Consider the following 26,804-nt stretch of genomic DNA (forward strand, 5'->3'; position numbering starts at 1 on the left):
CGGTGATTTGCACCGGAATAAAAGACGATGTCGAAGACGGCGGCGACGCAAGGGGCTGGGTATGTTTCCGTATCCATTTCCAAACGAGGTTCGCGTTCACCCCGTGATCGCGCGCGAGTTTCGATACCGATGCGCCAGGTTCAAGGCAGGCCGCAATAAGGCGGTCTTTCGAACTTTGATCGAAACGGCGTCTCCCATTCCTACCGACCAGCCGCACGGCAAGTTTTTGACCTTCTTCCATCACTTGGTGTCCACCTATTTTGGTGGACACCTCATGCCAAAGCTCACTCAATTGCAGAAGGTGCGGGGAAAATCGCGCTTACCGTCTTGCTTCCGTGACCAAACCGTTCGTGGCAGCGACGGCTCTCGCTCTTGTCGATAAGGGCAGGCTGGCGCTTGGCGACCTTGCGCGAGATTATCTTCCCTATTTCCGGCCCAGCCGGCCGGATGGGGAGATCGCCGATATCACCATCCGCCACCTACTGAGTCATACTGCAGGTCTCAGTTACGGCGCAGATCGCAAAACCACGCCCCCCGAGCGGATGTTCGATGCCGGGCTTGCCGACACCGACCTCGATTTCGAGGAGAACTTTAGCCGATTGTCTACCTTTCCGCTCCTTGCCGCACCGGGTACGCTCTGGTCTTACTCGATCGCCATTGACGTTCTTGGGGCAGTTATAGCGCAGGTCGAGGCGTGCAGTCTGGATCAGGCCGTGCGTCGTCATGTGACCGAACCGCTGGGGATGATCGACACCGGTTTCTCCGTCAGTGACCGAGAGCGGCTTGCCACGCCCTATGCCGATGCCCATCCGGCTGCCGTCAGGATGGAGGATCGCCATCTGGTTCCAGACAGTGCCGGTAATCTGATGACTTTTGCGCCGACCCGGCTGTTCAACCCCAAGGCTTTTCAATCCGGTGGTGCCGGCATGGTGGGCACAGCGCCGGATCTGATCACCTTTCTCGAAGCCGTCCGCCGGGGCGGGGCACCCATCTTGAAGCCTGAGACGGCGAAGGCGGCACTTCTCAACCAAATCGGTAACATCCCGCGCCCAGGCGAACCAGGACAAGGATTCTCCTTTTTAGGTGCGGTGATTCAAGACCCGATCCTGGCAGAGACCCCGATGTCGAAAGGATCGGTAACCTGGGGCGGAGTTTATGGGCACAGTTGGTTTATCGATCCTGTGAAAGCCATTTCCGCTGCGATCATGTCCAACACGGCGGTCGAAGGCTGCCTGGGAACCTATCCGCAAGATATCGTTCGGGCGATCTATGGCGTTTGAAAGGTGCTCAATGCTCCCATTTTGACGGGTTCTATCTCGGTCGATAGGCTCAGAGGTCAATGGCCTATCAGCAAAACTGCTAACGACGCCAATAGCGCGGGTATCATCACCACCACGCCTACCTTCAGAAACGAACTCGCACTGACACTCAAGCCCTCCCGGCGAAGCGCAGAAAGCCATAAGATCGTCGCAAGGGAACCTGTCACAGAAAGGTTCGGGCCAAGATCGACCCCGATGAGAACGGCGCCTGCGACGCGATCCGATACGTGCGCGGCTTGAACGGCGCTCCCTGCGAACAGTCCGGCGGGCAGGTTGTTGACGAGATTGGAGAGAAACGCGACGCTGGCACCAGCGATGGTGATTGCCCGCGCCTCGGACTGCGTGCTGATCGCACTCAGTTCATTGGCAAACATCGCAGTCACGCCCGTATGATTGATAGCCTCGACGATAACGAACAAGCCGGCCACCAGCGGCAGCACGCTCCAGCTTACACCCCGGATGATACCGATCGGAGATTGCCGGACGATCGCCAGAACGAGCAGAGTCGTCACGGCGCCGGCGATAAATGTGGGAATGCCGAGGTCGAGATGCATCGCCGATACCGCAATTAGTAAGATCGCGGTCAAGATCAGGCCGCCTCCTGCCAGTTTGGCAGAGAGCGTCAGTTCGGGGCGCGCGACCTGCTGGGCAATCGTATCCTCGGCCAAGGCACGCCGCTGGGACCAGTAGAGGGTTATAAAAGTAATTGCGATCGATGCAATAGAAGGCACCAGGAATGTACCCATCCAGCGGGATAGTGGTGGCATTTCCCCGCCCGCAAAAATTACTAGATTGGCAGGATTGGAGATAGGCAGCACGAAGCTCGCGGCATTGGCAATGAATGCGCAAATCAGGAGATAGGGGAGTGGATCCTTCACGTTGGCTGCGCGACATGCCGCATAGACGGCTGGCGTCAGGACAACAGCTGTCGCGTCGTTTGAAAGCAACGTGGTCACAATGATGCCAACGACATAGACAAGCACGAACAGCCGTCGCGAAGATCCATTCGCGTATGAGGTGGCGATGGCAGCAATCCAGTCAAACAGGCCCTCCCGCCGAGCGAGTTCCGACAGCAGCATCATGCCGATGAGAAATAGATAGACGTCGAAGCCCTTGGTAATCCCTGACCAGACTTCGTCGGGTGGTATGATGCCGAGGATGAGGATCAGCGTTGCCCCGGCGACAGCCCAGACGGCTTCGGGCAATCGAAAGGGTCGGGTGACCACACCAGCGGCTGTGGCGGCGGCGATGGCTGAGGTATAGAACGGTGCATTCATGCTTTGCCTCGGATGTGAAACTGCTGATCGACGTCCTGGTCCGCGGGTCGAGCGCTGATCTGCCCAGCGGTCTCGTTGCGAAGCTTGTCGAGCAGCAGATAGATGACGGGGGTCGTATAAAGGGTCAGCAACTGGCTGACCAGCAGCCCGCCGACGATTGCGTAGCCGAATGGCTGGCGCAGTTCGGAACCGGCTCCATGGCCGATAGCGAGCGGGAGACCGCCGAGAAGGGCTGCCATCGTCGTCATCAGGATAGCGCGGAAGCGCATCTGGGCCGCTTTGACGATGGCATCCTCGCTGCTCAGGCCTTCCTCTCGTTCCGCCTGGATCGCGAAATCGACGAGCATGATGCCGTTTTTCTTGACGATGCCGATCAAAAGGATGACGCCGAGGTCCGCACATCCAAACCATTCCTGTTCTTCACGGCCGGCAACCTCGTTGAAGATCGTATGAAAACCTGGGCCGACGAGATTTCCGAGATCGTCAGGTCTCACTGTCACAATGGCAGAATCGCGGTTGACAGGCTGGAGCCGGCACCGGCATCCGAATTGCAAAAGCGCGGGTTCACGTTGCTTGACGGCCAGGAACTGGCCGAACGAGCCCGCTCGATCAAGAGCGCCGAAGAAATTGAACTCATGCGATGGACCATCCGGGTGTGCGAGGCAGGAATGGCGCGCATGTAGGAGGTTTCCGAGCCCGGACGGACCGAGCGTGAGATCTGGGCCGAGCTTCACTTTGAGAACGCCCGAAGCGGCGGCGAATGGCTCGAAACCAAGCTGCTCACCGCCGGCCCTCGGACGAACCCATGGTATCAGGAATGCTCTGACTATGTCATTAAACTCGGCGAGATGATCTCCTTCGATACGGACATGATCGGGCCATACGGCTATTGCGCAGACCTGTCGCGCTCATGGACGTGCGGACATGTTGCGATGAACGACAAACAGAAGGAACTGTATTCGTCCGCCAGAGATCAGATTGAACATAATCTGTCGATCATTCGTCCCGGCATGACATTCGTGGAATTCAACGAAAAGAGCTGGCGTATTCCTGAGAAGTATATCCCTTTTCGCTATACGTTGGCGATCCATGGAACCGGAATGGCCGATGAGTGGCCGGGTATTCTGCTCCACCCTGATTTCGATCAGGGCTTCAGCGGCATTATCGAAGAAAACATGGTGTTGAACGTGGAAAGCCTGATTGCGGAGGAAGGATCTGAGAGTATCAAGCTTGAGACACAGGCTCTTGTCACCTCTGCGGGCGCTCAAAGACTTGATAGTTTCCCCTGGGAGGAGGGTTGAGCGAAGCTAGTGGCAGAGCTGCGCGAGGCGTTTATTTGCCATTTTGGCCAGTCGGACGGTGCGCTGCTTGGTTAGCGCGCAACCGATCCGCGCGGCTTCAGAAATCCCTATGCAGCGCCCCACACCCGGTTCAGAATTCATGCCGCAAGAGCGGCCTTGTCCTGAAGCCGGAATCCGCGGATACTCGACTCCATGTCGACGACGCGACATTGATCCTTGATCCCAGATCAATTGCCGAGGCGATAAAAACCGTCGATGAGTATCACGAAGGCATCGCAAGGGATATTTCATCGCGGAGTCAGCATTGCAGCCATGTTGGCCGCACTGATTATTGTTTTCAGGGAAATCTTTGAAGCCGGTCTGGTGGTCGGAATTGTGGCCGCCCCCACGCGCGCGGTCGCCGGCCATACGCTCGGGATCATGGCCAGCATCCTCAGCCGGCGTGCTCGTTTCCAACGCCGGGATGAAGTGGCAGAGGATTTCCTGCGGCAGGTTGCCGGCCTGCCCCTCGGCGCATCGGTCCCAGATGGACGTTTGCTATACGCTTCCTAGACCGTGGTGTGATTACGCCTCCACCTCGAATGAAGATAATTAACCGCATCAGGACGGGAACGAATGGCCGGCGCAAGGAGGCGATCATGGACGTATACGAAGCAGTCACAAGCCGGCGGTCAGTGCGCGGGTTCAAAGACGAGCCTGTTGCGAGGGAAGTGCTTGAGCGTGTGCTGTCCGCCGCAGCTTGGTCGTCCTGGGGATCGAACATCCAGCCGTGGAACACCTACGTGATGACCGGCGCGCCACTGGCCGAGCTCAAGACATCAGCCGTCGAACGCCTGGCCCATGGCCAAGCCTGGGAAAAGCGGCAGTACGAGATATATCCGCCCACAATTAGGACTCCTTATGGGGAGCGCCGGTCGCCTTCGGCAAGGAGCGCTACAGCGCCCTTGCCATTGCGCGCGGGGACTAGGAGGCGTGCCAGCGGGCAGCGATCGCCAACTGGAATTGTTTCGGCGCCCCCGCCGCCCTGTTCTACATCGACGGTGACCTGGGCTTGCCCCAATGGGCCAACCCGGCATGTATCTGCAGACCGTCATGCTTCTGCTTCGCGCCGAAGGTCTGCACAGTTGCCAGAGATGACGTGGTCGGAAGTTCGTGAGACAGTTGCGGAGGTGCTGTCACCCCCAAACGGGCTGATCCTCTCCTGCGGTATAATCGACTACGAAGACCCTACGGTAAGTTACGCCCGTACGGGCGGCGCCCCGCTGGCCAGACTGTCACATTTACCGGCGAATAGTTGCTTGCTGTCAAAGGACAAAGACCCCGTCGAGAATTCCGCGTATGATACGTCCTTTATCATGCGGGATATTGGAGAACGCCATGACCACGCATAAAGTAGGCTATCTGATCGGCAGCCTTGCTAAGGGCTCGATCAACCGTAAACTCGCTAAGGCGTTGGTGCGCGCCGCCCCGCCGGAACTTGAAATGTCGGAGATATCCTTCAAGGATCTGCCACTTTATAGTTACGATTATGACGCCGACTACCCTCCGGCTGGCAAGGCATTCAAGGCGGCAATTGCTGCGGTCGACGCCGTGTTGTTCGTAACGCCCGAATACAATCGATCCATCCCTGGCGGGCTGAAAAACGCAATCGACTGGGCGAGCCGGCCATACGGCACCAACTCGTTCACACGCAAGCCCTCGGCGGTCATCGGCACGTCGCCGGGCGCGATCGGCACAGCCGTCGCCCAGCAGAATTTGCGCAGCGTGCTCAGTTTCTGCAACTCTCCGCAGATGAATGCTCCGGAAGCCTATATCCAATTCACCCCCGGGCTGATCACCGATGATGGTGAGGTCACGAACGACAGCACCGCCGAATTCCTGCGCACGTTCATGCGGGACTTCCACACCTTCATCGCAAGGGTCCGCTCAGTGCTGCCAAAGGACGCCTAGACACCGGTGATCTCGACCCATCAGCGGCGCGATCCATCGGTGCCGGGCGAACCAATCAACCGCATTGCGGAAAGCTGGGCGCTGGCACGCCTATGCCTTTGATAGCTTCGAATTTCGAGCGACACTTAAACGCGCCAGCAAACTCGATCCAGCGAGCGCCAATGAATCAAGCCCGTGACTTTTTAGAACGTGGCTCCCCCAATTGTTTGTTCAGCGCACCCGCAATCAAGTCGCCGTATCGAGCCGGATGCAAGTGCCGCACAACGCCACCCAAAGAGTTGCGGCGGATCGGCTCTGCCGTCAAAACCTCGAACGTTCGCGCCTGATTCATATCTTCGCTCATAGAATTCTTCGCATGATTTCATGCGAAAAGTTAGCGATCCGGAGCATTTACGCTATGGGTAGCCTAACCGCTTACGTTGTACCGAGCTCAAGTTAGGTTCCCTAAAGCGGTCGATCTGGGAGACGGCTGGGTGGCTTTTGTGTGAACAGAGGTCCTCAAATTGAGCGAGGAAAAAATCGCGGCTCGCTGCGCAGCATGACTCACTGGCTATGTTTTAGACCGCTCGCCTCAGCGGCTGCGATGAGTGCACGTCGTACGTCTTCGGGTTCGGCCACGTCGTTCAAAACATCCAGCACAAGACGTTCGGCCTTTTTCGCTGCCATGGTTTGTTCCGGCCAGTCGTCCAGCAATGTATTTCCTGCTTGAAGAACCGTGCGCAACGTCTTCTTCTTGCCCTTTATCGTAATCGTAACTGGCTTGAATGTTCTTCGGTCACCCATCGTGAGCTGCCTCCGGGTTTCACATAGATATAACAGGTTTCTGGACTTCCGTCGGCCTGCTGCCGACAAATAACAAAGGTCAATGCCGGCAAGAGGAGACACATGCCTAATGTTCTAGACATTGCTGAGCCGCAAAGGCCGAGGACGATTCCGAAAAAGGCGGCGGGGATCAATGGGAGACGGGTGACGTTGCGCAGTTCTTGTTGCTGACGGTGACCATGAAGCCTTACCTCGCGGGCATTCTTCGCGAAAGCTTGCTCAACCACCTGCAGCAGAAGCTCTTCGCCACCTCTTGATGCACTTCCCGCGATGATCATCTTGCGAACTTTGATCCTGGAGCGCGACGCCATGACTTGGGCGAGAAATCCGCCGAGCGAGATCCCGAGAAGTTCGACCTCGCCGCAGTCGAGGGACGCGATGAAGGTTTCGACGTCCGTCGTCTTTGCTCGACATTGTCAGTGGAACAATGTCGGAAGAGGTGCCAGCGCCTGCGTTGTCGAACACGGTGATAGTTCGGTCGCCTGCCAGTGCGTTGACGCTTGTCTGAAAGCTGTCGTTCAGTTTCGCCCGCCAGCGTGGCGATGAAGAGGTGGTCTCCTGCCTGACTGCTTCTGAGCAAGACGTTCAGCAAGCGGACGTGCGTCAGTCGCTGCACTTCGTCTGCCATTGTGCTGTCCACCTCAGCGGCGGGAATCCCAGAAGCGGACATTGTAAGCTGCTCTTGTGACGCTTTGAGCAGCAGGCGAGCGCGGCGTCTTCGACAACATGATGACGGCGGTCGAGCCGTACTGCTCGGGAGAATCTGAGCAACGCTTCCCACCGCACATCATTTCCAACGGTTTTAACGCTTCCAAACGCGAGCTGACGATCGGTCGCTTGATCGATAACTTGCTGGCATCTCATTAAAACCTGGGGAACTCACGCTGATGAAAATGTCAAAAGAGCAAATGCATTGGATGATGAAGGTCTTTCAACCTGAGAGGACCGTAGCGTCGCTTCCGGGAGCGGTATCGCTCACCGAGCAGGCCCGTGCCGCTTTGCTGGGGCTCGACTTAGACTATTATTCAACGCAACTTGCCAAGCTCACTGCGGGCGCGAAAACCTCGGCGCGAATGCTCCTGGCAGCACCCGATGTCGGCGCAATGATTGACAAGCTCCCCCTACGCAAAAACGCGCGAATCTTCGCTTTTGGCGATAGCCGGACATCGGATCCACAGTCCTGGGCGGTGATCCTGCAAGAGTTGATTTTAGCCCAACGGCCAAATGACAACATCTCGGTGGTGGCAAGTGCCGTCAGTGGCGATACGACTACCCACGGGTTGGTCCGGATCAGTGAAGTGGTGGCTGGCAGTCCGGACTGGGTCTTGTTCTTCCTCGGATTGAACGACGCAAGAACGCAAGGCCCTGAACCCACCAAGACGATCGTTCATCACGAAGAGACTGCTCGAAATCTTGCTGAACTCCGGTCCCGTGTCATGAGAGAGACAGAAGCGCGATGCCTGTGGATCACGCCGGCCGCGGTGAATGAAAACCAGGTATCCAAACATTGGGCGCTGTCTCACTTCGGTGTGCGCTTTCGCAACGAAGACATTGCACAGGTTGCGACGGCCATGCGCAGTTTGGGTGATCCGGTCGTCGATTTGTTTGAAAGACTCGACGCATCGTCGCTGACTGAATTGCTGATGGAGGACGGGCTTCACTTCACGCAGGCGGGACAGCAGAGGGTCGCGCTCGAAATCGTTCGGTCCTGGAGCGAGCTTTTATGAAATACCTTATCACCGGCGCGACTGGGAATGTCGGCTCTCTAGTCACAAATCGCCTTCTCGACGCAGGCGAGACGCCTTGCGTGCTCGTCCGCGATGCCAGGAAAGCACGGAAGCTATTTGGCGGCCGCGCAGAAATCCGGGTGGGCGACCTCGCAGGATCCCACACTGATCATCGGCGCAGACTTGGGCCAGCGGGACCGCGCCTGTGCGCTGGCGGCGCGCGATGCAGGCATCCAGCATCTCGTCAAACTTTCAACGCTCGACGTCAAAACCGGCGTCGGTACCGGCCCGTGGCACGCGCGCGGAGAGGCGGCTATTCGGGACAGTGGCGTGCCCTACACGTTCATCCAAACAGCGGCGTTCATGTCGAATACGTTGAGCTGGGCGGATTCGATCCGCGACGACGGGGTGCTTTCCTCATCGGCTGGCGAGGGAAGATTGCCTTCATACATCCCGACGATATTGCCGAGGTGGTCGTGGCGACTTTGTCTCATGGGAAAGCCCTGCATGACGCGCTGGTCATCACAGGCCCCGAAGCTCTGAGCTACAGGGAAATGACCGCAGCCATCGGTGAGGTGACGAGCGACTCCATCCACTATGACACCTTGTCGGACGACGATGCAATGATGGGCGTGTCGATGCGGGCCGATCGCCCCTATGCTGAGGCGCTGGTCGATATCTGGCGAGTTCGAGAGGGTCGGCTCACCACAGTCAGCGATGGCCTGCAGCAACTACTCGGACGCGCATCAAAGAGCTTTAGCGATTGGATAGGCGAAAACATCAGCTATTTTGCCGAAAGAACCGGCCGATCCAGATGACCTTTTACCGGCCCAGTTCGGGATGGGCGGACAGGTAGGCGAGGGTCGCCTTCACCGCTTCGCCCTTGGCCTGGCTAGACGTGAGTGGCGATAACGTTACTCCGTGGACGACGCCTTCGACCAGACTTGGCAGGACGAACAGGATGCGGTTCATGTTTTCAGAGCCGCACTGGGCCATCGCCCGCTCGAATACTGCTCGCAGCGCACGGCGAAAATGCTCCGGGCCTTGATCGACCGATGCGGACACAAGCTGGTGCAATTCCGTCTCGACGGAATGCAGATCGACAAGCTCTTCAACGAGATCGACCACCAATTCCCTGAAAGACGATGACTTAGGGGCTGCAATATTGCGTTCCAGTATGTTTCGAACGTCCCCGACATGGCGCTCATGCAAAGCGCTGAAAACCGAACTCTTGTCCGGGAAATATTGATAGAGTGAGCCGATACTGACTCCTGCAACCTCGGCAATGCGGTTCGTCGTGATTGATGCGACCCCGTGCCGTTTCAGGACCAGGGGGACGGCAGCAAGGACAGCCTCAACAGTTTGCCGTGAGCGGTGCTGCCTCGGGATGCGCCGGGCCAAAATGTTGGCGTTGCCTATCATCAGGTGAAAATATCAAGTTGACGGTGGCAGGTAAAGGACCCGACGCGAGGGCATTTTAACAACGCTCAGGGGTTTGTCGACGACCGTTTAGCCAAAAATGACGTCGAAAGTCGACGGACGAATGAACAGCAGCTTCAGGGAATGGCGAAGTCCGCGTCAGAGTCAGTGTCTGCAATGGGCTCGGGACTTGCCTAGACCGACTTAATCGAGCCCAAAACGGTCCTTCAAAACACGCAAACCCCATGTCCGCTACTGAGGAATTTCAGATCGATAGCTCTTGTAACAGCAGGGTCGTCGGTTCTGGCCTTTGAACTGCAAGCCGATGCGTAGTCGCATATGGCACTGGTGGAGACGTCGACGTCGCAGAGATGCACGTTCAACGGTTTCGCCACCGCCAAGGAGAGCCATTGCGTGGGGTTCGGCAGATGCGTGCTCAAAAGTTTAGCTAGGCAATCATCGCGGATTCAAGATGGCGAGAACGTGGTCTTTTCCCAGTCCGGTCCCAACGCGCCTCGGCCTTGTGAACGCCTTACCAGCCATAGCTGAACGTAGCGCCACTGCCATTGTCCCCGTCCTGCACCACGTCGGTTTCAGTATTTCGTCCATACTGGAAAATGCCATAGGCATTGTTGTTGCCGTTCTGCCGCAAGGTTGCGGAATGACCATTGCCCCGCTGTTGGATGAAGCCGACGTTGCTACGGCCAGCCTGAGCGATGCCAGCCGCATTACCCCGGCCCAGCTGCCGGATGTCAGCGTCTTTCAGGCCGCGGTAGAGCGAATAGACGTGTAGCCCGGTTGAGAAAAGTCCCGCATCCTCGGCATTGTCCGGCGCGAGGTTGAACGAGATCCATCCGCCGGCATAGGCTGGCGCAGACAAAGCTGCTTGCCCCAAGCTCCCGGCAAGAACAGCGACGGTAAGGATCTTAAACACGTTGCGGGTCATCCTGATCTCCATTTCCGGCTGCCTTGGCCGATGATCAACTTTCGCATCTTTCAGCTGAACCCAGTCGGAATTGCCCGTTCAGTTGTCATTCAGTCGTTTCGGCCTGTTCGAAAGCAAAAGGGCGTCAGAAACCGACGCCCTTTTAAAGAGATTTCCGGAGTGTAGAGGCCGATTAGTTGCCGCTGATCTGCTTCGTGCAGCTGAAACTCTTATCCCCGATCACGACATCCAGCGTGGCTTTGTATTCGGTTCCTTTAGAGGCAAGCGAGACGGAGCTGAGGACTGCCAAATGTCCCGAAACGGCATCAAAATCGCCACTCTGATTGATCGTGGAGCTTCCGCCGTCTCCCGCTTTTTCGACATGGAAGGTGTAAGTCCCGCCGACATGGCTGTCGGCGCGGACGAGCGCATCCAGTCTCACCAGACCTGGCCGAGGCGTTGCTTTGATTTCGCAAAGCTGCGCCCCGTCAGATTGGTTGGCAGTTGTCATGGCAGCAAAGGCGCCCACTGGAAGCAGGACCAGCGCGAGAATCGTTATCAGGCGGCGTGGATGTTTGATGCTATTTGGCATGGGTCATCCCCCTAATGGTCTGCATTTGCGGTGTTGGTCTCTTTCACGCCATCGCGTCCGTGCCTTACGGGCACGCCTGGACGAAGGCTGCGACATTGCCGTTGCCGCCCTGGCTGACATTGGCGTTGCAGCCATGGCCAACCTGAACGCCAGCCGCGATGTTGCCATTGCCGTCCTGAGTAAGGATGGTCGTGTGGTTCGAGCCAAACTGGCCGATGCCGGCTACGTTGCGGTCGCCGTTCTGATAGGTGGCGCCATAGTTGTCATTGCCTTCCTGGCCGACAGCCGAAAGGTTATGGCGACCATATTGATGGCCGACAATCCGGTTGTAGCCACCATTCTGGTAGGTTCTGATCCGGTTTCCGTATCCTTCCTGTGCCCCACCGGCGGAGTTCGACCAGCCATATTGTTCGATACGGACATCATTGGCCATGGCGGGGGCTGCGGCGGTAATGCCGACGAGAGCGACGAGTGCGGTTGCAATGATAGACGTGCGAATCATGACTATGTCTCCTCAGGCGGATAAGACCGCGGTTGAACGTCTTTCTTCTAGACGCTCCCTTCGGAACGGAAGCTGAAGGCATCATTCAGTCGGGGTTCATTCGCGGAGATCGGCGTCCCTCCCGAGGCCAGATCGCCCCATTCAAATTCAACACCTCTCGTCGAAGATTGCTATGCTCGCTCCCTCGAAAGATCGCTCAGCGTCTGTCGGGCTACGGCTGATACAACATGATGTGGAAGATGGCCGACGCCGTCGATCACTCTGATCGTGCCTCGGTCGCTTCTCCCGAAAGCGAGGAACGACAGTTCCTAGGCCTGACAACAGATCCGCCCCGTGTGGATCATCGCAAGCTTGTGTCTATCAAGTGCTGCGTCCGAGACCGGGACCCGAAAGAGCGACGCGTACTCTCGCGACGGCGGCATGTGGCCTTGATCTGAAAACGTCGTACCGGCTCGCCGGTTGGCAATCGTTTTCGCGGAGAAGTTACAATCATTCTCGGTCGGGCGATGCGCGAAAAGGAGGAAGGAAGATGATTAGCAGGTATCTCAGTGACCGTAACATCGCTCTTGATTCGGTCGACCTGGACATTTGTCAGCGCGCCTTCGAGGCCATTCTGCTAAAAAGGAATATTGCTCGAGAGAGCGAAGAAGGCGAGCAACTGGCGGCGATGATCATTGTATCATCGATAACGAGATCTGCGCGGCGATGAATTCAAGCTCCGAGATCAAAGGATGCCTCCGGTCGCTTACGCAGTAGCAGCTTGTGCATAGTCAAGGGGAAGGAGCCTTTCAGCAAAATCCGTTCAGTTTAAGGATCTTGTGCGCTTCGATCGATGCTCGAAGTTCGTCTTCGGACGTGCGGTCGCCCTGGTTGGCATCCGGATGGTGCATTTTGAGCCTTTCCTTATAGCGGCTTTTGATTTCCTCCGGCGTCGCATCCGGGGAGAGGCCAAGTGTCTCAAATGCCCTTGCTTCCAGCACTTTGAGCTTGCGGATCTGCAAATCGGCTTTTTGCGCCTGGCGTTGCGCTGCAGTTTTACGGGCATTCAATGCTTTTGCAGAACCGGAACGGACATTGCCGGGGATCGGAGGCTCGGAAGCCTGATTGACGCTGGTCCCCCAGGTCCGGCGGCCACCGGCGGCAGCTTCCCTCTGATAGCGGGCAATGTCCTTGTCAGATAGGTCCGTCGCGAAATTGTACCCCCTGTTATACTCCTTCACGTGCTCAAGACAGAAGAACAGATAGAGGCCCTCCGCATCTCGCCCGACCGGAGCGCGGTGCGCACCATTCTTCTCGCAACCGTCCCATTGGCATATGGGACCAGTGGATTCACCTTGCAAAGTAGGCTTTTTACGAGTCGACCTAAGGCCAACGAATATCTTCGAATCAACCGTCATGGCGCCTATATGGCCGCAGCGCTTCATTTCGGCAACAAATAGCCACCCGGCTGGCGACGGATTCCAGGGGATCTGCGGATATCCCAGTCGATTTAACAAACCACCTGCGGGGCAAATGACGCCATCACGGATCGGTGGTCCATTCCCATCGAGACCAGGCATTTGCAGCCTTGTCTCGTCACTGCGTCCGTCGATGCCGCCGAATTCTCCGTCACGCCGCTGAAAGATGGCGACAACTTCACCGGTTGCCTCGCTCAGAACACCGCGACAGGCGTCGGCTTTCTCGCCGTTGGCGGTAAGGTCCTGTTTGCCAACTCTTCGAAGTTCACTTTCGCCAAGGGCGATCAGGTGACCGGCTCCTGGTCGATCGATGGCGGCACGGCCACAGATTTCTCGTCGACTGCTGACACGGCAGCAACGGCAGCGATCGACGTCCCGAACACGACCGAGGCTGTTATGGCGCTGACCAGCGGCAAATCGCTGAGCCTGACTGCCAACGGCACCACTGCCGATTTCAGCCTCGCGGGCGGCGAAAAGGCCTTATGGGCCTGTCCGAATGTATGACCACAAAACATGAGCGACAATCGCAAGAAAACAGCACTCGTGACCGGCGCATCCTCCGGCATGGGCAAGGAAATCGCCAAGCGCCTCATCAGCGACGGCTTCAGGGTCTACGTGGCGGCTCGCAGCGCCGACAAGATGCGCGATCTGGTGAAAATCGGCGCGCGTGCCCTGCAGATGGATATTTCCGACGACAACGAGATCCAGGCCGCCGTCAGCACAATTCTGGCCGAGACCGGCGGCGTCGATGTCCTGGTCAACAATGCCGGTTTCGGACTTTATGGTCCGGTCGAAGACATTCCGCTGGACGAGGCCAGATACCAGTTTGAAGTCAACGTCTTCGGCCCGGCTCGTCTGACGCAGCTTTTGCTGCCTGCCATGCGCCAGAGAGGCTCCGGCACCATTGTCAACATCACGTCAATGGGCGGCAAAATCTATACGCTGCTTGGTGCCTGGTATCATGCCACCAAGCATGCGCTCGAAGGTTGGTCGGACAGTCTGCGGCTGGAACTGGCGCCCTTCGGCATCAATGTCGTCATCGTGGAGCCGGGTCTGATCGAGACCGGCTTCGGTGATGTCGTTGCCGACGGCCTGGTCAAGCGCTCGGGTGCGGGCGCCTATGCCAAGGTCTCGCAGGCCGTCGCCAAGACCACCAGGGAAACCTATGGGCATGGCCGCGGCACGAATCCGAAGGTGATCGCGGATGTCGTGTCGACGGCGGTGGCAGCCAAAAGACCGCGCACGCGCTTTGTTGCCGGCAAATACGCCAAGCCGATGATCGCTATCCGCAAATGGTTTGGCGACCGCATGTTCGATCGTATCATCATGAGCCAGATGCGATAGAGTTTCAGCAACAGAACTTGGCATCTCCCTATGAGCGTTTCTAGGAGCCTGACTCGGATGACGGCAATACCGGCAGACAAATGCAAGGTTCCTCTGGCGTTCTGGCGTGCGGTCGAAAGGATCGGCCTGCCGCCGTCTGCGGTCCTGCGTCAGGCCCGGCTTCCCGCCACGCTGCACCTGAGTGACAGCGGGATGGTGACGACGGCGCAGTATTTCGCCATATTCCGGGCGCTCGAGGAACTGGTGCCGGAGCCTGCCCTTGGGCTTCGATTGGTCCGCGAAGCCGACACTGCCGTCCATCCACCGTCCACGTTGGCCGCCTTTCATGCCAGGGATTATCGCGATGGTCTTTACCGTGTCGCGCGCTTCAAGCGGCTCTGCACCCCCGAGCAGTTGAGTTTCAGCGAGGAGAAAGGCGAAGTCTCGATCACCAGCGACTGGATCTACGCCAGCGAGCCGGAACCGGCTATCGCCACGGATGTCGCCTTTGCTTTCCTTGTTGAACTTGGCCGCCGCGGGACCGGGCAGCCGCTTGCGCCTCTTCGCGTCGAGTTCATGCGTGTAGGGCCGAAAAGCGATGTCTATCAAGCTTTCTTCGGATGCCCGATCAAATATGGTGCTTCCCGAAACAAACTTGTTCTGAAATCCTCCGATCTCGATCGTCCGTTTCCCGGGCACAACCCCGAGCTCCTGGAGATCCTGACACCCGCGCTTGCCGCGGCCATGGGCGAGTTGCAGGCCCGCAGCTCCATTGGGGACCAGGTCAAGGTCGTGCTGAAGCGAAGCCTGGCAAGCGGACGTCCCGAGCTGTCGCAGGTCGCCCATGACCTCAACATGAGCGAGCGAACCCTCCAGCGCCGCATCACCGATGAGGGCAAGACGTTCCGTGAGCTGCTGTCGGACGCGCGCCGTGAACTCGGACGCCAGCTCCTGTCCAATCCGACCACCGACATCGACGAGGTCGCATGTCTGTTGGGCTATCAGGACCGCAGTTCTTTCTATCGTGCGTTTCGCGACTGGGAGGGGCTGACACCGTTGCAATGGCGTGAATTGAACGGGCGCGACACTCCCGCAGCCCACGCCTTGCATTGATGCCGATCGGCGTGGACGCGCTCCATTCCCAGCGCCGAACCGCGAAACCAATCTTCCGTATCGAACAGAAGAAATCGTTTGGCGCCTCGCGCAATCCGATTGGCGCGGTCGGCGACTGCGTCGGCAGACCCTCGCTGGCACCAAGAAATGCCGGGGCAATCGAAGCAAGGCAATCAAATAAAGGAGATCAGAAATGTCTGGCAAAGTGTGGTTCATCACCGGCGACTCACGAGGGTTCGGTCGCATCTGGGCGGATGCTGCCCTCAACCGCGGTGACAAAGTCGCAGTGACGGCACGCTCGCTCGAAAGTGTCGCCCATCTCGCCGTTTGGCGGGGCGGTTCTGCCGCTCGCCCTTGATGTCACCGATGCCGATCAAGTTCGTCGCGTCGTGGAGCGAGCACATGGCCATTTCGGCAGACTGGATGTCATCCTGAACAATGCCGGCTATGCGCTGGTCGGTGCAGTCGAGGAAACAGCGGAAGCCGACATCAAGGCGGAATTTGAAACCAACTTCTTCGGCACGTTACGCGTGATCCAGGCTGATCCAGCATCTGCCGCAGTATTACGGCTGGCAATCTCGTGCTTCATGGCGAAGTCCATAAAACGACCGCTATAAAGCCCTGGCGTCGGATTGTCCGGACAGCCGAGAAATAGGGCAAAGCCCGAGTGGGCCAAAAGCCATCTTTGCTGTGACGCCATTATCGACGCTACACACGAGTTCTGATGGTAGATCCCTACAAGCTTATGTGAGCTTCGCAATATGACCGATAGAAAATTTTCGTTGCGATTAAGTTCTTTTGCCGTGAAGACCATGCATATTGCAATTCATTTTGTGTCAAAGGCCACTTAGCAGCATAGCAAAAGTTGCTGGCTTACTATTTGTACAGCAAAGAGGATTTGTGTCGCGATAATGTTCCGAAGCGTTAGTCGCTAGACAAAAACCAGCCGCGGCAACATTTCCGTCGTTGGCGGGGTGCATAATGATGAACAAATAGACTTTCGAGAGCAACGTTCAAATTTGGTATGATCGCAAACGCTGACAAAATTCATGCTTCGGCTGTGAATAGCCCAAAAATAGTCGGAAAATTGTTGGTTATCAGGCTTGCGCGCCGCGATATTAACTGTTTCAGACAATAAGTAAGGAGTCTCCTTTCAAAGGAAAGGTGTTTCGTCTATGGCTAATAGGCGAAGACGCTTCAATTATATTATATTAGCAAAGTATTGCTATATAGGAAGGGTATATTTTGGTTTATAGAAAACGATTGATTGGGGCGATCGGGATCTCGGTAGCCGTTAGTTCTCTATTGGGCGGTGCTGCTTGCGCTACGACATTGCAGCAGGCAATAGACAAGACAATGAAAACCAATCCGCAGATCATGGAGGCTGCGCAGAATCGAGAGGCAACCGAGTTCCAGTTGCGTCAGGCGAGGGGCCTTTATCTACCATCAATCGATCTGGAGTCGGGTTATGGTCGCCGTAGACTTTCGGACGTCACATCGGGAGCCCTGACGCGTAACACGGATTACCTCAATCCGGCCGACGTCAGCTTGACGATTACCCAGACGTTGTTTGACGGCGGCGACCGCAAGGCGCAGAAGGACAAGCAGGCGGCTCGTGTCGACAGCGCATCCTTTCGCGTTCAGCAGCGTTCGGAAGCCCTGGCGCTTGAAGTAACCCAGGATTATCTCGAATATATGCTGCAGACGGAAATCGTCGCTGCGGCGGAGAAGAACGTCGCCTTCCATAAGCAGATGGTGGGCAACATCGAGGATAGTATCAAGGGCGGCGCGCTTACCGACGCCGATCGCTATCAAGGTCGCGAGCGCATGCAAGCGGCCAATGCCCGCCTTCAGGAAGCCAAGCAGGAACTGGATGCCACGAAGATCCGCTACCTTCAGGTTGTAGGGGAGCCTATCAGCAATGCGCAGCGTCCCGCTTCCGTGGCCCGTTACCTGCCGAAGACGCTGGATGACGCTGTCTTCGTCGCCCAAAAGAACAATCCGCAGATTTCCTCGGGCAAAGCCGACGTCAATGCCGCTGACGCCGATGTGCGCGGTTCGAAGTCTGCCTTCCTGCCGAGGCTAGACCTCGTCGGCAGCGCCCGCATTGGTGATGATGTTGACGGCAACAAGGGCAACACCAGCGACGTCCAGGTCGGTGTCGTCGCCAAGTGGAACCTCTATCACGGCGGCATCGATACTGCCCATCAGCAGGAACTGGTCCGCCGCGCCGCCGAACAGCGCTATGCGCTGAGTGAGACATATCGCGAGGTTGATCAGTCCGTTCGTTCTGCTTGGAGCGAGCGTACCAATCAGGCCCAGCTCGCGCGGATCCTGGACGGGCAGGAAAAGACAAATGCCCAGCTCGTGACGTCCTATCGTGAGCAGTTCAAGGTCGGTCAGCGCTCCCTACTCGATCTGTTGGATGCCCAGAACACCCGCTTCAACACCGAGGTTTTGGCCAAGACGGCGGACGTCGCCTCGCTCTTCGCCGAATACAAGATCCTTGCCGCATCGGGCAGCTTGTTGTCGACGATGAAGCTGAAGCCGGTCGATCAGGCAACGCCTTATGCCCGTGATCAGTTCGCTGTTTCGTCGAACACGGCTGATCCCGGCTATACCAAATACGACTCGCATCAGAAGCCCGGCCTGCCGATGGATCTGCTCGAGCCGATTCGCTAATCGTCGCGATCCGGATTGGATAATACTCCATGTTGAACGTGGCACCTGAGGTGTCTGCGAGTGTACCGCTGCAGACTTTTAAATCGGCATTTAAATCGGTCGCTGCATTTTACGGGCGCCCGAGCTCCGATACAGTGCTATTTTCAGGTGTTCCGGACGAGGTTCTGGAGGCCATGGAGCAGGACGATGTCGAGCGGCTGTCGGAACGCGTCGGCCTGCAGGTGCTGAAGCACAAGGAGCGCGATTGCCGGCTGGGCAATTTCGACTGCCCCGCCATCGTCACCTTTGCCGGTGGCGGCGTGCTGCCATTGCTCGAAATGACCGAAAATGGCGCCTATGTCATCGACATCGTGTCAACCGGAGCGCCGCTCCGCTTGACGCGGGATGAGCTTGCCGCGCTAAATCCGCAGACCGCCTTTGCCTTTACGCTCTTCTATCAGAATGCTTCGGAAGAAGCGCGGGTCGGTCATGCGATGGAGATCGAGAAGCGTCACTGGCTGGCCACGACGCTGGTGCCCTACTGGCGCACCTATGCCCGCGTCATGCTGGCGGCGCTGTTTATCAACATCATCGCGCTGGCCTCACCGCTCTTCACCATGAACGTCTACGACCGCGTGCTGCCGAACAAGGCGTTCCCAACGCTCTGGGTGCTGACGATTGGCATTTCCCTGGCCTATCTCTTCGATTTCCTGCTGAAGACGGCCCGCGCGGCGCTGATCGACTATGCCGGCCGCAAGGCGGACCTGCGCCTCTCGCAACTGATCTTCGACAAAATCCTGAATTCGACGCTGGCCTCCCGCCCGATGTCGACAGGTGAATATGCCAACCGCGTAACGCAATATGAATTCGTGCGCGAATTCTTCACCTCGAACACGATCGGCGTGCTGATCGACAGCCTCTTCGTCATCATCTTCCTGATCGTCATCTACATGATCGCCGACTGGCTGGTGATTATTCCGGCCGTTGCCTTTGTTCTGTCTGTCGTGATTGGCCTCGTGGCCCAGGCGCAGATTGGCAAACGCATGGCGACTGCGACGAATGAAGCATCGCGTCGCCAGTCGATGCTGGTCGAGACGATTTCGACGATCGAGACATTGAAGAGCCTTCGAGCCGAGGCGACCATGCTGCGCCGCTGGCAGGAGCTGACGAAATATTCGAGCCGCACCAGCGAGGACATCAAGCACATCTCGACGAACGCCATCAACCTGACGATGCTGTTGCAACAGATGGTTAGCGTGTTCATCGTCGTGGCGGGCACCTATGAATTCGCCGATGGAAAAATTGCCATGGGCGCGATCGTCGCGACCGTCATGCTGGCGAGCCGTGCCGGCGCGCCTTTCGGCCAGATCGCCATGACACTGGCGCGCTTCCGCCAAGCCACCATGTCGCTGCGCATTCTCGATAAGATCATGGAACAGCCTGATGACCGGCCGTCGACTGTCGGCTTCGTCAACCGGCAGATCCGCAGCGGCGGGTTCAGCTTCCAGAACGTCTCTTTCCAATATCCGGGTTCCGACCAATCGGTCATCAATCAGCTATCCTTCACGGTCACGCCCGGCGAGAAGATCGGGATTATCGGCCGCATCGGCTCGGGCAAGACGACGCTCGGTCGGCTGCTTGACGGCCTTTTCCAGCCTGCCAGCGGTCGCGTGCTGATCGATGGCGTCGATATCCGGCAGTATCACATGGCCGAGGTGCGCGCAGCCGTGGCTGTCGCCGGTCAGTCGTCGGACCTGTTCTCAGGCACAGTGAAGGAAAACCTGCTGCTCGGCCGCGCCGACGCCAGCGACGAGGAGCTGCTGGCCGTCTCGCGCATGACCGGTGTCGAGGAATTCGTCGCCGTTCACCCACGCGGTTTCGACATGCCGGTCGGCGAGCGCGGCGCGAACCTTTCGAATGGCCAGAAGCAGGCGTTGACCATCGCTCGCCTACTCCTGACGCGGCCGAAGATCGTCTTCCTCGATGAGCCCTCGGGGGCAATGGATATGGCGAGCGAACGGAACCTGATCAACAGGCTGACGAATGCCTTCGGTCCGGAAACAACGCTGATGGTGGCGACCCATCGCCACAGCATGTTGGAGCTGGTTGACCGGCTGATCGTCATTGACAAGGGCCGCATCATTGCCGACGGACCGAAGCACGCCGTCATCGAGGCGATGCAGCGCAAGACGGTGTCATAATGCTTGCTCATCGTCGCAATATTCATGACAATCCTCCGTTTTTTGCCCGGCTGATCCTCGGCATCTGCGCCTTGATGATCGCCGCTTTCATCGCCTGGGCGGCCTTGGCCGACATCGACGAGATCGCACGGGGCGAGGGGAAGGTGATACCGGTATCGAAGACGCAGATCGTACAGTCGTCCGAGCCCGGCATCGTCCAGCAGATCAATGTCAATCTCGGCCAGGTCGTCCATAAGGGCGATCTTCTGGTCCAGCTCGACAATACCACGACACAATCGACGCTCGGCGAGTCGGTAGCCAAGGCCCGTGCTCTCGGTGCCAAAGTCGAGCGCCTTGCCTTGGAGGAGGCGGGCAACTACGACGCACAATTCGTCTGCCCTGCCGATATTATGGCCACGGCGAAGAACGTCTGCGACAACGAGGAAAAGCTCTTCGAGGCGGATCGTGCCGCCTATCAGAACAAGCTTGACGTTCTCGATCAGCGTTTGAAGCAGCATCAGAACGAGTTGGACGAGGCGCACGCCAATATAGACCGCCTGACGCAGAATATCGCCGGCGCCCAGAAGCAGTATGATCTTCTGAAGCCGCTCGGCGAAAAGAAGTTGGTCGCCGAAACTGAAGTGCTGAAGGTCCAGCGAGACTTGGTCGACCTGCAGGGACAGCTTAAAGTCTATGTCGAAAGTCTGGATCGCCTGCAGGCGGCCGTCAAGGAGGCGACCCTGCAGGTCACCGACCTCGGGCTGCAGTTGCGCCAGCAGGCATTGACCGACAAGGGGCAGGCACTGTCGGAGCTGTCCGTCGTCGACGAGACGATCCGCGGGGCATCCGACCGCGTCAAGCATACCGATATTCGTTCCCCGGTCGACGGCATCGTCAATACGCTGGAGGTGAATACGATCGGCGCCTATGTCGACGCCGGTAAGGTGATCGCCGGCGTCGTGCCGACGGCCGACAATCTGCTGATCGAGGCGAAGATTTCACCGCGCGACGTTGCCTTCGTGCGCGTCGGCCAGCCGGCGGTCATCAAGATCTCGGCCTACGATTTCTCGATCTTCGGCGCGCTGGACGGTACGGTCGTCAACGTCTCCGCCGACAGCCTTGTCGATAAGGACAAGAATGAGACCTATTACCTCGTGCGCATCAAGACCGACAAGTCGGACCTGGAGCGCGACGGCAAGCACTATCCGATCATCCCCGGCATGGTGGCTTCGGCCGAGATCATGACCGGCCGCAAAGCGATCCTCGCCTATCTGATGAAGCCGATCAACAAGGCGCGCTCCGAAGCGCTGACGGAACGGTGAGGGCGCCATGCGTAAAGTAGCTGGAAAGGACGAAGTCACGACGATGGCCCGCAGCGAAGCCTTGCCGTCTGTCGATGGCGACGAACTGGAACCACGTTTCCGCGCCGTGACTGGCGGCGGCGAGCGTCGCGGCATTCGCCTGGAGCGGATCTATTGGGACGGCCTCGGACGAATGTCCGAAGCTGGCGCCATCAGCATCGGCGACCTCGTTTACCACACAGCCGCCGACATGCCGGAAACCGGCAATCTCGCCTCTTTGCTGCGTGTGCTGAGCTTCAAATGGGCGCTGAGCCGTCTGGATGCCATCGAGGATGTCGCGTCGCTGACCAATCTCAATGCAGTCCTTCAGGCGTCGCCGACGCCGGCGGTGGTGTTGACGCAGGAGCGCGGGATCAAGCTCTTCAACGATGCCTTCCTGAAGATGCTGCGCCATCGCCTGCTGCTGATTGACGACGTCCAGCAAACGGCGCGTACCCTGCGCTTTTCCATCGATACCCAGGTCGAGGAAGTGCTCTCCGTTCTATCGGCCAATCGTGGCAAGACGCTGAACACCGGCTTCAAGATCGGTCTCGGTTCGCAATCGCTGACGGGCCAGATCAACCTGGCGCTGGCGCCGACGCATGAAGCGCCGATGCTGATCGGTTATATTTCCGTTTATTGAAAACGTCGCAACTTTCGTTATGCGCGGCCTTCGTCCTGAAGGTCGAAAAAGCGAGCCCGATCAGTGAATCTCGCCTTCGCCAGGGGCCACCTTGGCGATCGGCATTGCAGCGACGACCGCTTGCGCATTCGGATCGCGGGAGCCGTGCAGATAGCCGCGGCCGGCGACGATCGAATAGAGCGGCAGATATTCGGCAATACGCTTGTCGGACAAAACCTCATCGCGCATGTTGTCGAGGATGAGATTGTTGCCATTGACAGAGACCGACAGGACGGCGTGGTAGAAATGCCGTTGCTGGTCGAAGAGGACGACCAATGTCATGTGGTCGAGATCGAGGCCTGCCTTGTAGAGGGCGGCCATCTTCAATATTGCATAGTCCTCGCAATCGCCCTGCTGGTGTGACAAGGCCTCGCTCGGCTTCGCCCAGTGGTCCGCCACATGATAGGTATCCATGTCGCTGGCGTAGCGGATGGCATGGTTGACGGTGAAATTGATCGTGTTGATCTTGTCGCGGATCGAGGCGCCGGCAGTCTTTGTCTCGGCGGCCGCGACGGCGGCCGCGGCTGCGTCGCATCCGCCCGCGCCGCAATCGAGTGCTTTGCCGGACCGGATCTCGGCGAGCGGACCAGCGAACTTGTCGAGCGCCGCAAGATGCTTGAAGGGAATGGCGACGGTTCCAAACACCGAGTCGCCCATCGGGGCGTTGGTCGGCTGTGCGGGGTGTACCGGCTGGAGAGTGGCCGTATCGTTACTCGGAAGGCCGGCCGGCTCGGCGGCAAGGCTCTGGCTCAGCGCGGCAAGGTCGACGCCTCTTATCGCCTTCGCTGCGTTTGCTGCGGCCGGCGCAAAGAGATCGATGACAGTGTCGACCAGCGGATCCGAAAGCAGGTTGACTACGGGGCGGACGGCATCGCCGGTCGCCGCCAGGCAAATGGTCGGTGACGACAGACCAAAGGCAAGGGAAGTCGCAGCAAGTGCTGCAAGTATAATCTTATTTTTCTTGCGTTCCATTGGCGCTTATTTCTCCCTGGTTGAGAGAATAATGCGCGATACCTCTGAATATGGTGTTCGGAAGCGTAGGTAACCTAAGTATAAATTGAACGATCAAATAAGTATAAAATTCCACGGGGTTTGGTGGGAAACCGTTAAGGATGATGTCGCCGGGGGCATTAAAACGATCCGGCATGGTGCGGGAATCGATGACGCAACAGCAACAGCGCACTCCAACGCGCGCTGTTGCTGGATGCCTACCGGTCTGCTTCAGAACGACTGTGAGGGCTGCGTGGCGACCTTCAGCTTGCCGCCGTCGATCGTATTGATCACCATTTTGCGCTCCACCATGCCGGCGGCATTGAAGCGGAAAAGGCCCGTCGTGCCGCGGAAGCCGACCTTGTTCATCAGGTTGGCGGCGGTGATGGCTTGCGGCCCCTGGGAGCGGATGAGACCGGAGGCGATCGCCATGGCGTCGTAGCCATAGGCACCGGAGGTTGTCAGCGGGTGGTTGAAGTGACGTTGGTAACGCTCGGCAATGAGCCCGCTGCTTTGCGTATCGTCTGTCGCAACAAATGCTCCCCTCACAGCCGGCGTCGTATAGACCGATTGTGGCCACCTGTTGGTGCCCACGAGTGCCTGGCCGGGAATGGCGGCACTGCGCACGGCACTCCCTACCATACCGATTTCCGGCGTGCCGCCGAGAATGACCACGACTTCGGCCGATTGGATGAGCGGCCGGTTCTTGGTCAAGATATCCGCGGCCTGATCGCTTATGTTGTAACGGCCGAGGCCCATGAAAGTGTTGCCGCTGTTCCAGATGGCGTTGCTCAACCGGGTGCTATCGGCTTGAGAAAAATCCGCGGGTACGAGCGCCGACACCTTCTTGTGACCTCCGGGGCTGGCGGCCTTGACGCCCTCGGTGGCGCTGTCGATTTCGTCCGAGGCGAGGTTGAAGACATCGCCGCCGGTCGAGGCCATAGCACTTGCAAGATTAAGCAATGGCGGGCGCTGGGTGGGGGAAATGGCGGCGATGGCAGCGGTCTCGGCCGGCGGCAGATAGCTGACGATCAATGCGGCATTACGGCCCTTGGCTGCCGCGACCTGCGCCGCGACTCCGGCTAAACCCGGGCCGACATCCTTCACGCGTAGTCGAACCTGATTGTTGCCGAGCTCGCCAACACCAAGCACTCCCCCGTCACGCACGTCGCGAGCCGGACCTTCGTAGAGACCTGCCGCGCCCTTGCGCAGCAGCAGCGTGATTTCCGTGCCGCTTTCGCCGCCGTAGGTTTCCTCGATTGCTGTGGACGGCATTTTTATGTCGTCGTTCTTGCTGTTGCCGCTTAGGCCGACACCGTTCATCTGGCATCCGGCGAGGCTGGCGCAGAGGGTGAGTACGGCACCGCCTGTTGGCCGCCGACGCGGTCTGCGCCGCAGCCAATTGGTCAAAAGGCTCGACGAAAGGCTGATCGCAAACGGCACCACTCACTCCCCAATTCTCGAACGCAGGCTGCGACAGCCTATGGTGGCGCATTTGCACACGGCGGCCGGCGGAAAGTCAAGCGGTATACTTAAGGAGTTGTTTGGCTGTTGAGTTAACCATGGGTAAATATATCTGCGGTCGTGCATAACCGGCTATATCGGTGAGGTTAATGAAGTATTGCAATCATCCCGCTCTCGTAATTGATTGGCGCCACATTACGAGGCACCGGGAGTTAGACTTATGGAAGATTCGCGCATTTCGACGGTAGACCACGCAGCGGTTTCGAACGATTTCGCATCGGGCGACCGGAACGGGGGCCTTGCAGCCGATATCGGTGTGGATCAGCGGTTGCCATTGTCGCAAAATGCCGATGTTGCCGCGTTCGAAGTGGCGCAGGCCGCCGAGCAGCAGGCGAACGGCAAGACGGCGCGCGTCGCCGCCAACGACCCGCAAAACATCGACACCCATCAGCCGATCCAAATCGTGCCGGACAATGGCAACATCGTCCATCTGCCGGCGAACACCTCGATCGACGACATCCACGTCGAGGGCCGCAACCTTGTGCTTATCCAGGCCGACGGCACGCGCATCGTCATCATCAACGGTGCGCTGCACGTCCCGACCTTCCTAATCGGCGAAGTCACGCTGCCGCAGCAGGCGGTTGTCGCTGCTCTTCAGCAGCAGGGCATCAACGTCGCCGAAGGTCCCGACGGTTCGGTTCACGCCGGCAATAGCACCGATTCCGGCCACCAATTCACGGACAGCCAGGCTGGGAATCCCCGCACGCCGCTTAATCTGATTGGTCTCCTCGGTCCTGGCGACATAGGTGGCAACGGTAACGGCGGCAATCTGTCCGGCACCCAGACCCGGGTTCCCTTTATCCTTCAGCAGGCGACCGAAACAGCCTCGCTGATCGAACGCGGCACCAGCACCGGCGCCTTTCTCACGGAAAGTAGTACCGGCCGCTTCGGCTTCGGCGGCCACAATGCCGCGATCACCACCGTCACGCTTGTTGGCGAGGCAGAAATTACCGGTAGCGGCACTCAGCAGCTATCAGGGCTGACCTCCGGCGGCGTTCCGGTTGCCGTCACCCAGAACGGCCAGACCGTCACCGGTGTCGCTAACGGCGTCACTGTCTTCACGCTGGTATTCAACGCCTCGACCGGCGCGTACACCTTTACCCAGCTCGCCGCCCTCGACCATCCCCGCGGCGCCAATTCGGCCAGCGATGTGCTTGAACTGCAATTTCGGTACACGGTCTCCGACACGAGCGGCCATACCGTTTCGGCTGTCGCGACCGTCGATATTACGGACAGCGTGCCGGTTGCGGCCGTTGGTACGGCGGGTTCGGTTGCCGAAGCAGCTCTGTCTGCCGGCAACGCAGCCCTGACCCATGCGACCGGCGACGCGACCGCCACTGGTTCACTTAACATCTCCTGGGGCGCTGACGGCGGCAACACCGACAAGGGCGGCCTTGGCGACCGGTCAGTTGCCTTCACCAATGCCACAGTTTCGGCGACGGGTGAGGACAGCGGCGCACTGAGCTCGCATGGTCTTGCCGTTCACACGGTGCTGCTGGCCGATGGCACGCTGGTCGGTTACACCGGCGAGACTGCTCCAACGGCGACCTCTGCATCGAACATCGTCTTCTACGCCACGGTCTCGGATACCGACAACGGCCACTACAACTTCACGCTGGTTCAGTCGCTCGATGACGCCAAGGGCTCGGATGCCATCACGCTGACCTTCGGCTATACGGCAACCGATTCCGATGGCGACA

Annotated in this window: 26 protein-coding genes and 4 pseudogenes; 18 read left to right on the top strand and 12 right to left on the bottom strand. The window is 58.4% G+C overall.

Annotated features, from left to right (window positions below; all coding sequences use genetic code 11):
- A partial coding sequence (tnpA, locus tag K290_RS37115) for an IS66-like element accessory protein TnpA (protein WP_161631264.1) occupies positions 1–244 on the bottom strand: 244 nt, incomplete at its 3' end.
- Positions 245–263: 19 nt separating this feature from the next.
- On the opposite strand from tnpA, the gene K290_RS35780 reads away from it, so the two are divergent.
- Positions 264–1,280 (top strand): serine hydrolase domain-containing protein, encoded by a 1,017-nt coding sequence (locus K290_RS35780; protein WP_280751239.1) that lies wholly within the window; start codon positions 264–266, stop codon positions 1,278–1,280.
- A 56-nt stretch (positions 1,281–1,336) separates the two neighbouring features.
- Here the strand turns inward: K290_RS35780 and K290_RS0133405 are convergent, their stop codons facing one another.
- Together K290_RS0133405 and K290_RS0133410 are read right to left on the bottom strand one after the other, a co-directional pair.
- On the bottom strand, positions 1,337–2,596 hold the full coding sequence (locus tag K290_RS0133405; RefSeq protein ID WP_028755416.1) for an arsenic transporter: 1,260 nt from the start codon (positions 2,594–2,596) through the stop codon (positions 1,337–1,339).
- Positions 2,593–2,988, bottom strand: a pseudogene (locus tag K290_RS0133410) (efflux RND transporter permease subunit); the annotation flags it as partial. The gene K290_RS0133405 and the pseudogene K290_RS0133410, both read right to left, overlap by 4 nt.
- Before the next feature lie 18 nt (positions 2,989–3,006).
- Between K290_RS0133410 and K290_RS35785 the strand changes: the two are divergent.
- From K290_RS35785 to K290_RS0133425, 4 genes and pseudogenes are all read left to right on the top strand, one after another.
- Positions 3,007–3,897, top strand: a pseudogene (locus K290_RS35785) (M24 family metallopeptidase); the annotation flags it as partial.
- Between the two features lie 312 nt (positions 3,898–4,209).
- Positions 4,210–4,296: pseudogene (locus tag K290_RS37675) on the top strand (FTR1 family iron permease); the annotation flags it as partial.
- A 239-nt stretch (positions 4,297–4,535) separates the two neighbouring features.
- Positions 4,536–5,191 (top strand): annotated as a pseudogene (locus tag K290_RS37120) (nitroreductase).
- Positions 5,192–5,274: 83 nt separating this feature from the next.
- Positions 5,275–5,847: an NADPH-dependent FMN reductase gene (locus K290_RS0133425; RefSeq protein WP_028755419.1), complete on the top strand. Its 573-nt coding sequence runs from the start codon at positions 5,275–5,277 to the stop codon at positions 5,845–5,847.
- A 166-nt stretch (positions 5,848–6,013) separates the two neighbouring features.
- Here the strand turns inward: K290_RS0133425 and K290_RS37680 are convergent, their stop codons facing one another.
- On the bottom strand, positions 6,014–6,190 hold the full coding sequence (locus K290_RS37680) for a hypothetical protein (RefSeq protein WP_154668715.1): 177 nt from the start codon (positions 6,188–6,190) through the stop codon (positions 6,014–6,016).
- Positions 6,191–6,390: 200 nt separating this feature from the next.
- The gene (locus K290_RS0133430; RefSeq protein WP_028755420.1) at positions 6,391–6,630 is read right to left on the bottom strand and encodes a DUF982 domain-containing protein; all 240 of its coding nucleotides are present in this window, start codon (positions 6,628–6,630) and stop codon (positions 6,391–6,393) included.
- Between the two features lie 926 nt (positions 6,631–7,556).
- On the opposite strand from K290_RS0133430, the gene K290_RS0133440 reads away from it, so the two are divergent.
- From K290_RS0133440 to K290_RS38160, 3 genes are all read left to right on the top strand, one after another.
- Entirely contained in the window at positions 7,557–8,396 is an 840-nt protein-coding gene (locus K290_RS0133440; RefSeq protein WP_245276733.1) for an SGNH/GDSL hydrolase family protein, read from the top strand.
- Positions 8,397–8,513: 117 nt separating this feature from the next.
- The gene (locus K290_RS38155; protein ID WP_202595651.1) at positions 8,514–8,939 is read left to right on the top strand and encodes an SDR family oxidoreductase; all 426 of its coding nucleotides are present in this window, start codon (positions 8,514–8,516) and stop codon (positions 8,937–8,939) included.
- Between the two features lie 11 nt (positions 8,940–8,950).
- Positions 8,951–9,214, top strand: coding sequence for a Rossmann-fold NAD(P)-binding domain-containing protein (locus tag K290_RS38160; protein WP_202595652.1), 264 nt, complete (start codon positions 8,951–8,953; stop codon positions 9,212–9,214).
- Between the two features lie 4 nt (positions 9,215–9,218).
- On the opposite strand, the gene K290_RS35790 is transcribed toward K290_RS38160, so the two are convergent.
- The 5 genes from K290_RS35790 to K290_RS0133480 all read right to left on the bottom strand — a co-directional run bounded on the left by K290_RS35790 (position 9,219) and on the right by K290_RS0133480 (position 13,231).
- Positions 9,219–9,818, bottom strand: coding sequence for a TetR/AcrR family transcriptional regulator (locus K290_RS35790; RefSeq protein WP_051264289.1), 600 nt, complete (start codon positions 9,816–9,818; stop codon positions 9,219–9,221).
- 529 nt (positions 9,819–10,347) lie between these two features.
- The gene (locus K290_RS0133460; RefSeq protein ID WP_028755423.1) at positions 10,348–10,761 is read right to left on the bottom strand and encodes a curlin; all 414 of its coding nucleotides are present in this window, start codon (positions 10,759–10,761) and stop codon (positions 10,348–10,350) included.
- A gap of 172 nt (positions 10,762–10,933) precedes the next feature.
- The gene (gene csgH, locus K290_RS0133465; RefSeq protein WP_028755424.1) at positions 10,934–11,332 is read right to left on the bottom strand and encodes a curli-like amyloid fiber formation chaperone CsgH; all 399 of its coding nucleotides are present in this window, start codon (positions 11,330–11,332) and stop codon (positions 10,934–10,936) included.
- A gap of 64 nt (positions 11,333–11,396) precedes the next feature.
- On the bottom strand, positions 11,397–11,834 hold the full coding sequence (locus K290_RS0133470) for a curlin (RefSeq protein ID WP_028755425.1): 438 nt from the start codon (positions 11,832–11,834) through the stop codon (positions 11,397–11,399).
- A gap of 788 nt (positions 11,835–12,622) precedes the next feature.
- On the bottom strand, positions 12,623–13,231 hold the full coding sequence (locus tag K290_RS0133480) for a J domain-containing protein (protein WP_028755426.1): 609 nt from the start codon (positions 13,229–13,231) through the stop codon (positions 12,623–12,625).
- 162 nt (positions 13,232–13,393) lie between these two features.
- On the opposite strand from K290_RS0133480, the gene K290_RS35800 reads away from it, so the two are divergent.
- From K290_RS35800 to K290_RS0133520, 9 genes are all read left to right on the top strand, one after another.
- Positions 13,394–13,795, top strand: a complete 402-nt coding sequence (locus K290_RS35800; protein WP_051264290.1) for a hypothetical protein — start codon at positions 13,394–13,396, stop codon at positions 13,793–13,795.
- 9 nt (positions 13,796–13,804) lie between these two features.
- A complete protein-coding gene (locus K290_RS0133490) occupies positions 13,805–14,635 on the top strand; it encodes an oxidoreductase (RefSeq protein ID WP_028755427.1) in 831 nt (276 codons plus the stop codon).
- Positions 14,636–14,692: 57 nt separating this feature from the next.
- A complete protein-coding gene (locus K290_RS0133495) occupies positions 14,693–15,727 on the top strand; it encodes an AraC family transcriptional regulator (RefSeq protein ID WP_028755428.1) in 1,035 nt (344 codons plus the stop codon).
- Positions 15,728–15,920: 193 nt separating this feature from the next.
- Complete coding sequence (locus tag K290_RS38710; protein ID WP_245276734.1) at positions 15,921–16,085, top strand: hypothetical protein; 165 nt, start codon at positions 15,921–15,923, stop codon at positions 16,083–16,085.
- Positions 16,036–16,344 (top strand): SDR family NAD(P)-dependent oxidoreductase, encoded by a 309-nt coding sequence (locus K290_RS35805; protein WP_028755429.1) that lies wholly within the window; start codon positions 16,036–16,038, stop codon positions 16,342–16,344. The genes K290_RS38710 and K290_RS35805 overlap by 50 nt, the downstream gene beginning before the upstream one ends.
- Positions 16,345–17,083: 739 nt before the next feature.
- Complete coding sequence (locus tag K290_RS0133505; RefSeq protein ID WP_037137000.1) at positions 17,084–18,409, top strand: TolC family outer membrane protein; 1,326 nt, start codon at positions 17,084–17,086, stop codon at positions 18,407–18,409.
- A 29-nt stretch (positions 18,410–18,438) separates the two neighbouring features.
- Positions 18,439–20,589 (top strand): type I secretion system permease/ATPase, encoded by a 2,151-nt coding sequence (locus K290_RS0133510; protein WP_028755431.1) that lies wholly within the window; start codon positions 18,439–18,441, stop codon positions 20,587–20,589.
- The gene (locus K290_RS0133515; protein ID WP_028755432.1) at positions 20,589–21,890 is read left to right on the top strand and encodes an HlyD family type I secretion periplasmic adaptor subunit; all 1,302 of its coding nucleotides are present in this window, start codon (positions 20,589–20,591) and stop codon (positions 21,888–21,890) included. Before K290_RS0133510 ends, K290_RS0133515 begins: the two co-directional genes overlap by 1 nt.
- 7 nt (positions 21,891–21,897) lie before the next feature.
- Positions 21,898–22,551 (top strand): ribbon-helix-helix domain-containing protein, encoded by a 654-nt coding sequence (locus K290_RS0133520; protein WP_028755433.1) that lies wholly within the window; start codon positions 21,898–21,900, stop codon positions 22,549–22,551.
- Positions 22,552–22,611: 60 nt separating this feature from the next.
- Here K290_RS0133520 and K290_RS0133525 read toward each other — a convergent pair whose 3' ends face one another.
- Together K290_RS0133525 and K290_RS35810 are read right to left on the bottom strand one after the other, a co-directional pair.
- Positions 22,612–23,562 (bottom strand): transglutaminase-like cysteine peptidase, encoded by a 951-nt coding sequence (locus K290_RS0133525; protein WP_028755434.1) that lies wholly within the window; start codon positions 23,560–23,562, stop codon positions 22,612–22,614.
- A 249-nt stretch (positions 23,563–23,811) separates the two neighbouring features.
- A complete protein-coding gene (locus tag K290_RS35810) occupies positions 23,812–25,023 on the bottom strand; it encodes a type 1 periplasmic-binding domain-containing protein (protein WP_082960275.1) in 1,212 nt (403 codons plus the stop codon).
- Between the two features lie 241 nt (positions 25,024–25,264).
- On the opposite strand from K290_RS35810, the gene K290_RS37770 reads away from it, so the two are divergent.
- Positions 25,265–26,804, top strand: a 1,540-nt coding sequence (locus tag K290_RS37770) for a DUF5801 repeats-in-toxin domain-containing protein (RefSeq protein WP_037137004.1), incomplete at its 3' end; no start/stop codon positions are given.

Origin of the sequence: Rhizobium leucaenae USDA 9039 (assembly GCF_000426285.1) — a bacterium.
In the GTDB taxonomy this organism is placed as follows: Bacteria; Pseudomonadota; Alphaproteobacteria; order Rhizobiales; family Rhizobiaceae; genus Rhizobium; species Rhizobium leucaenae.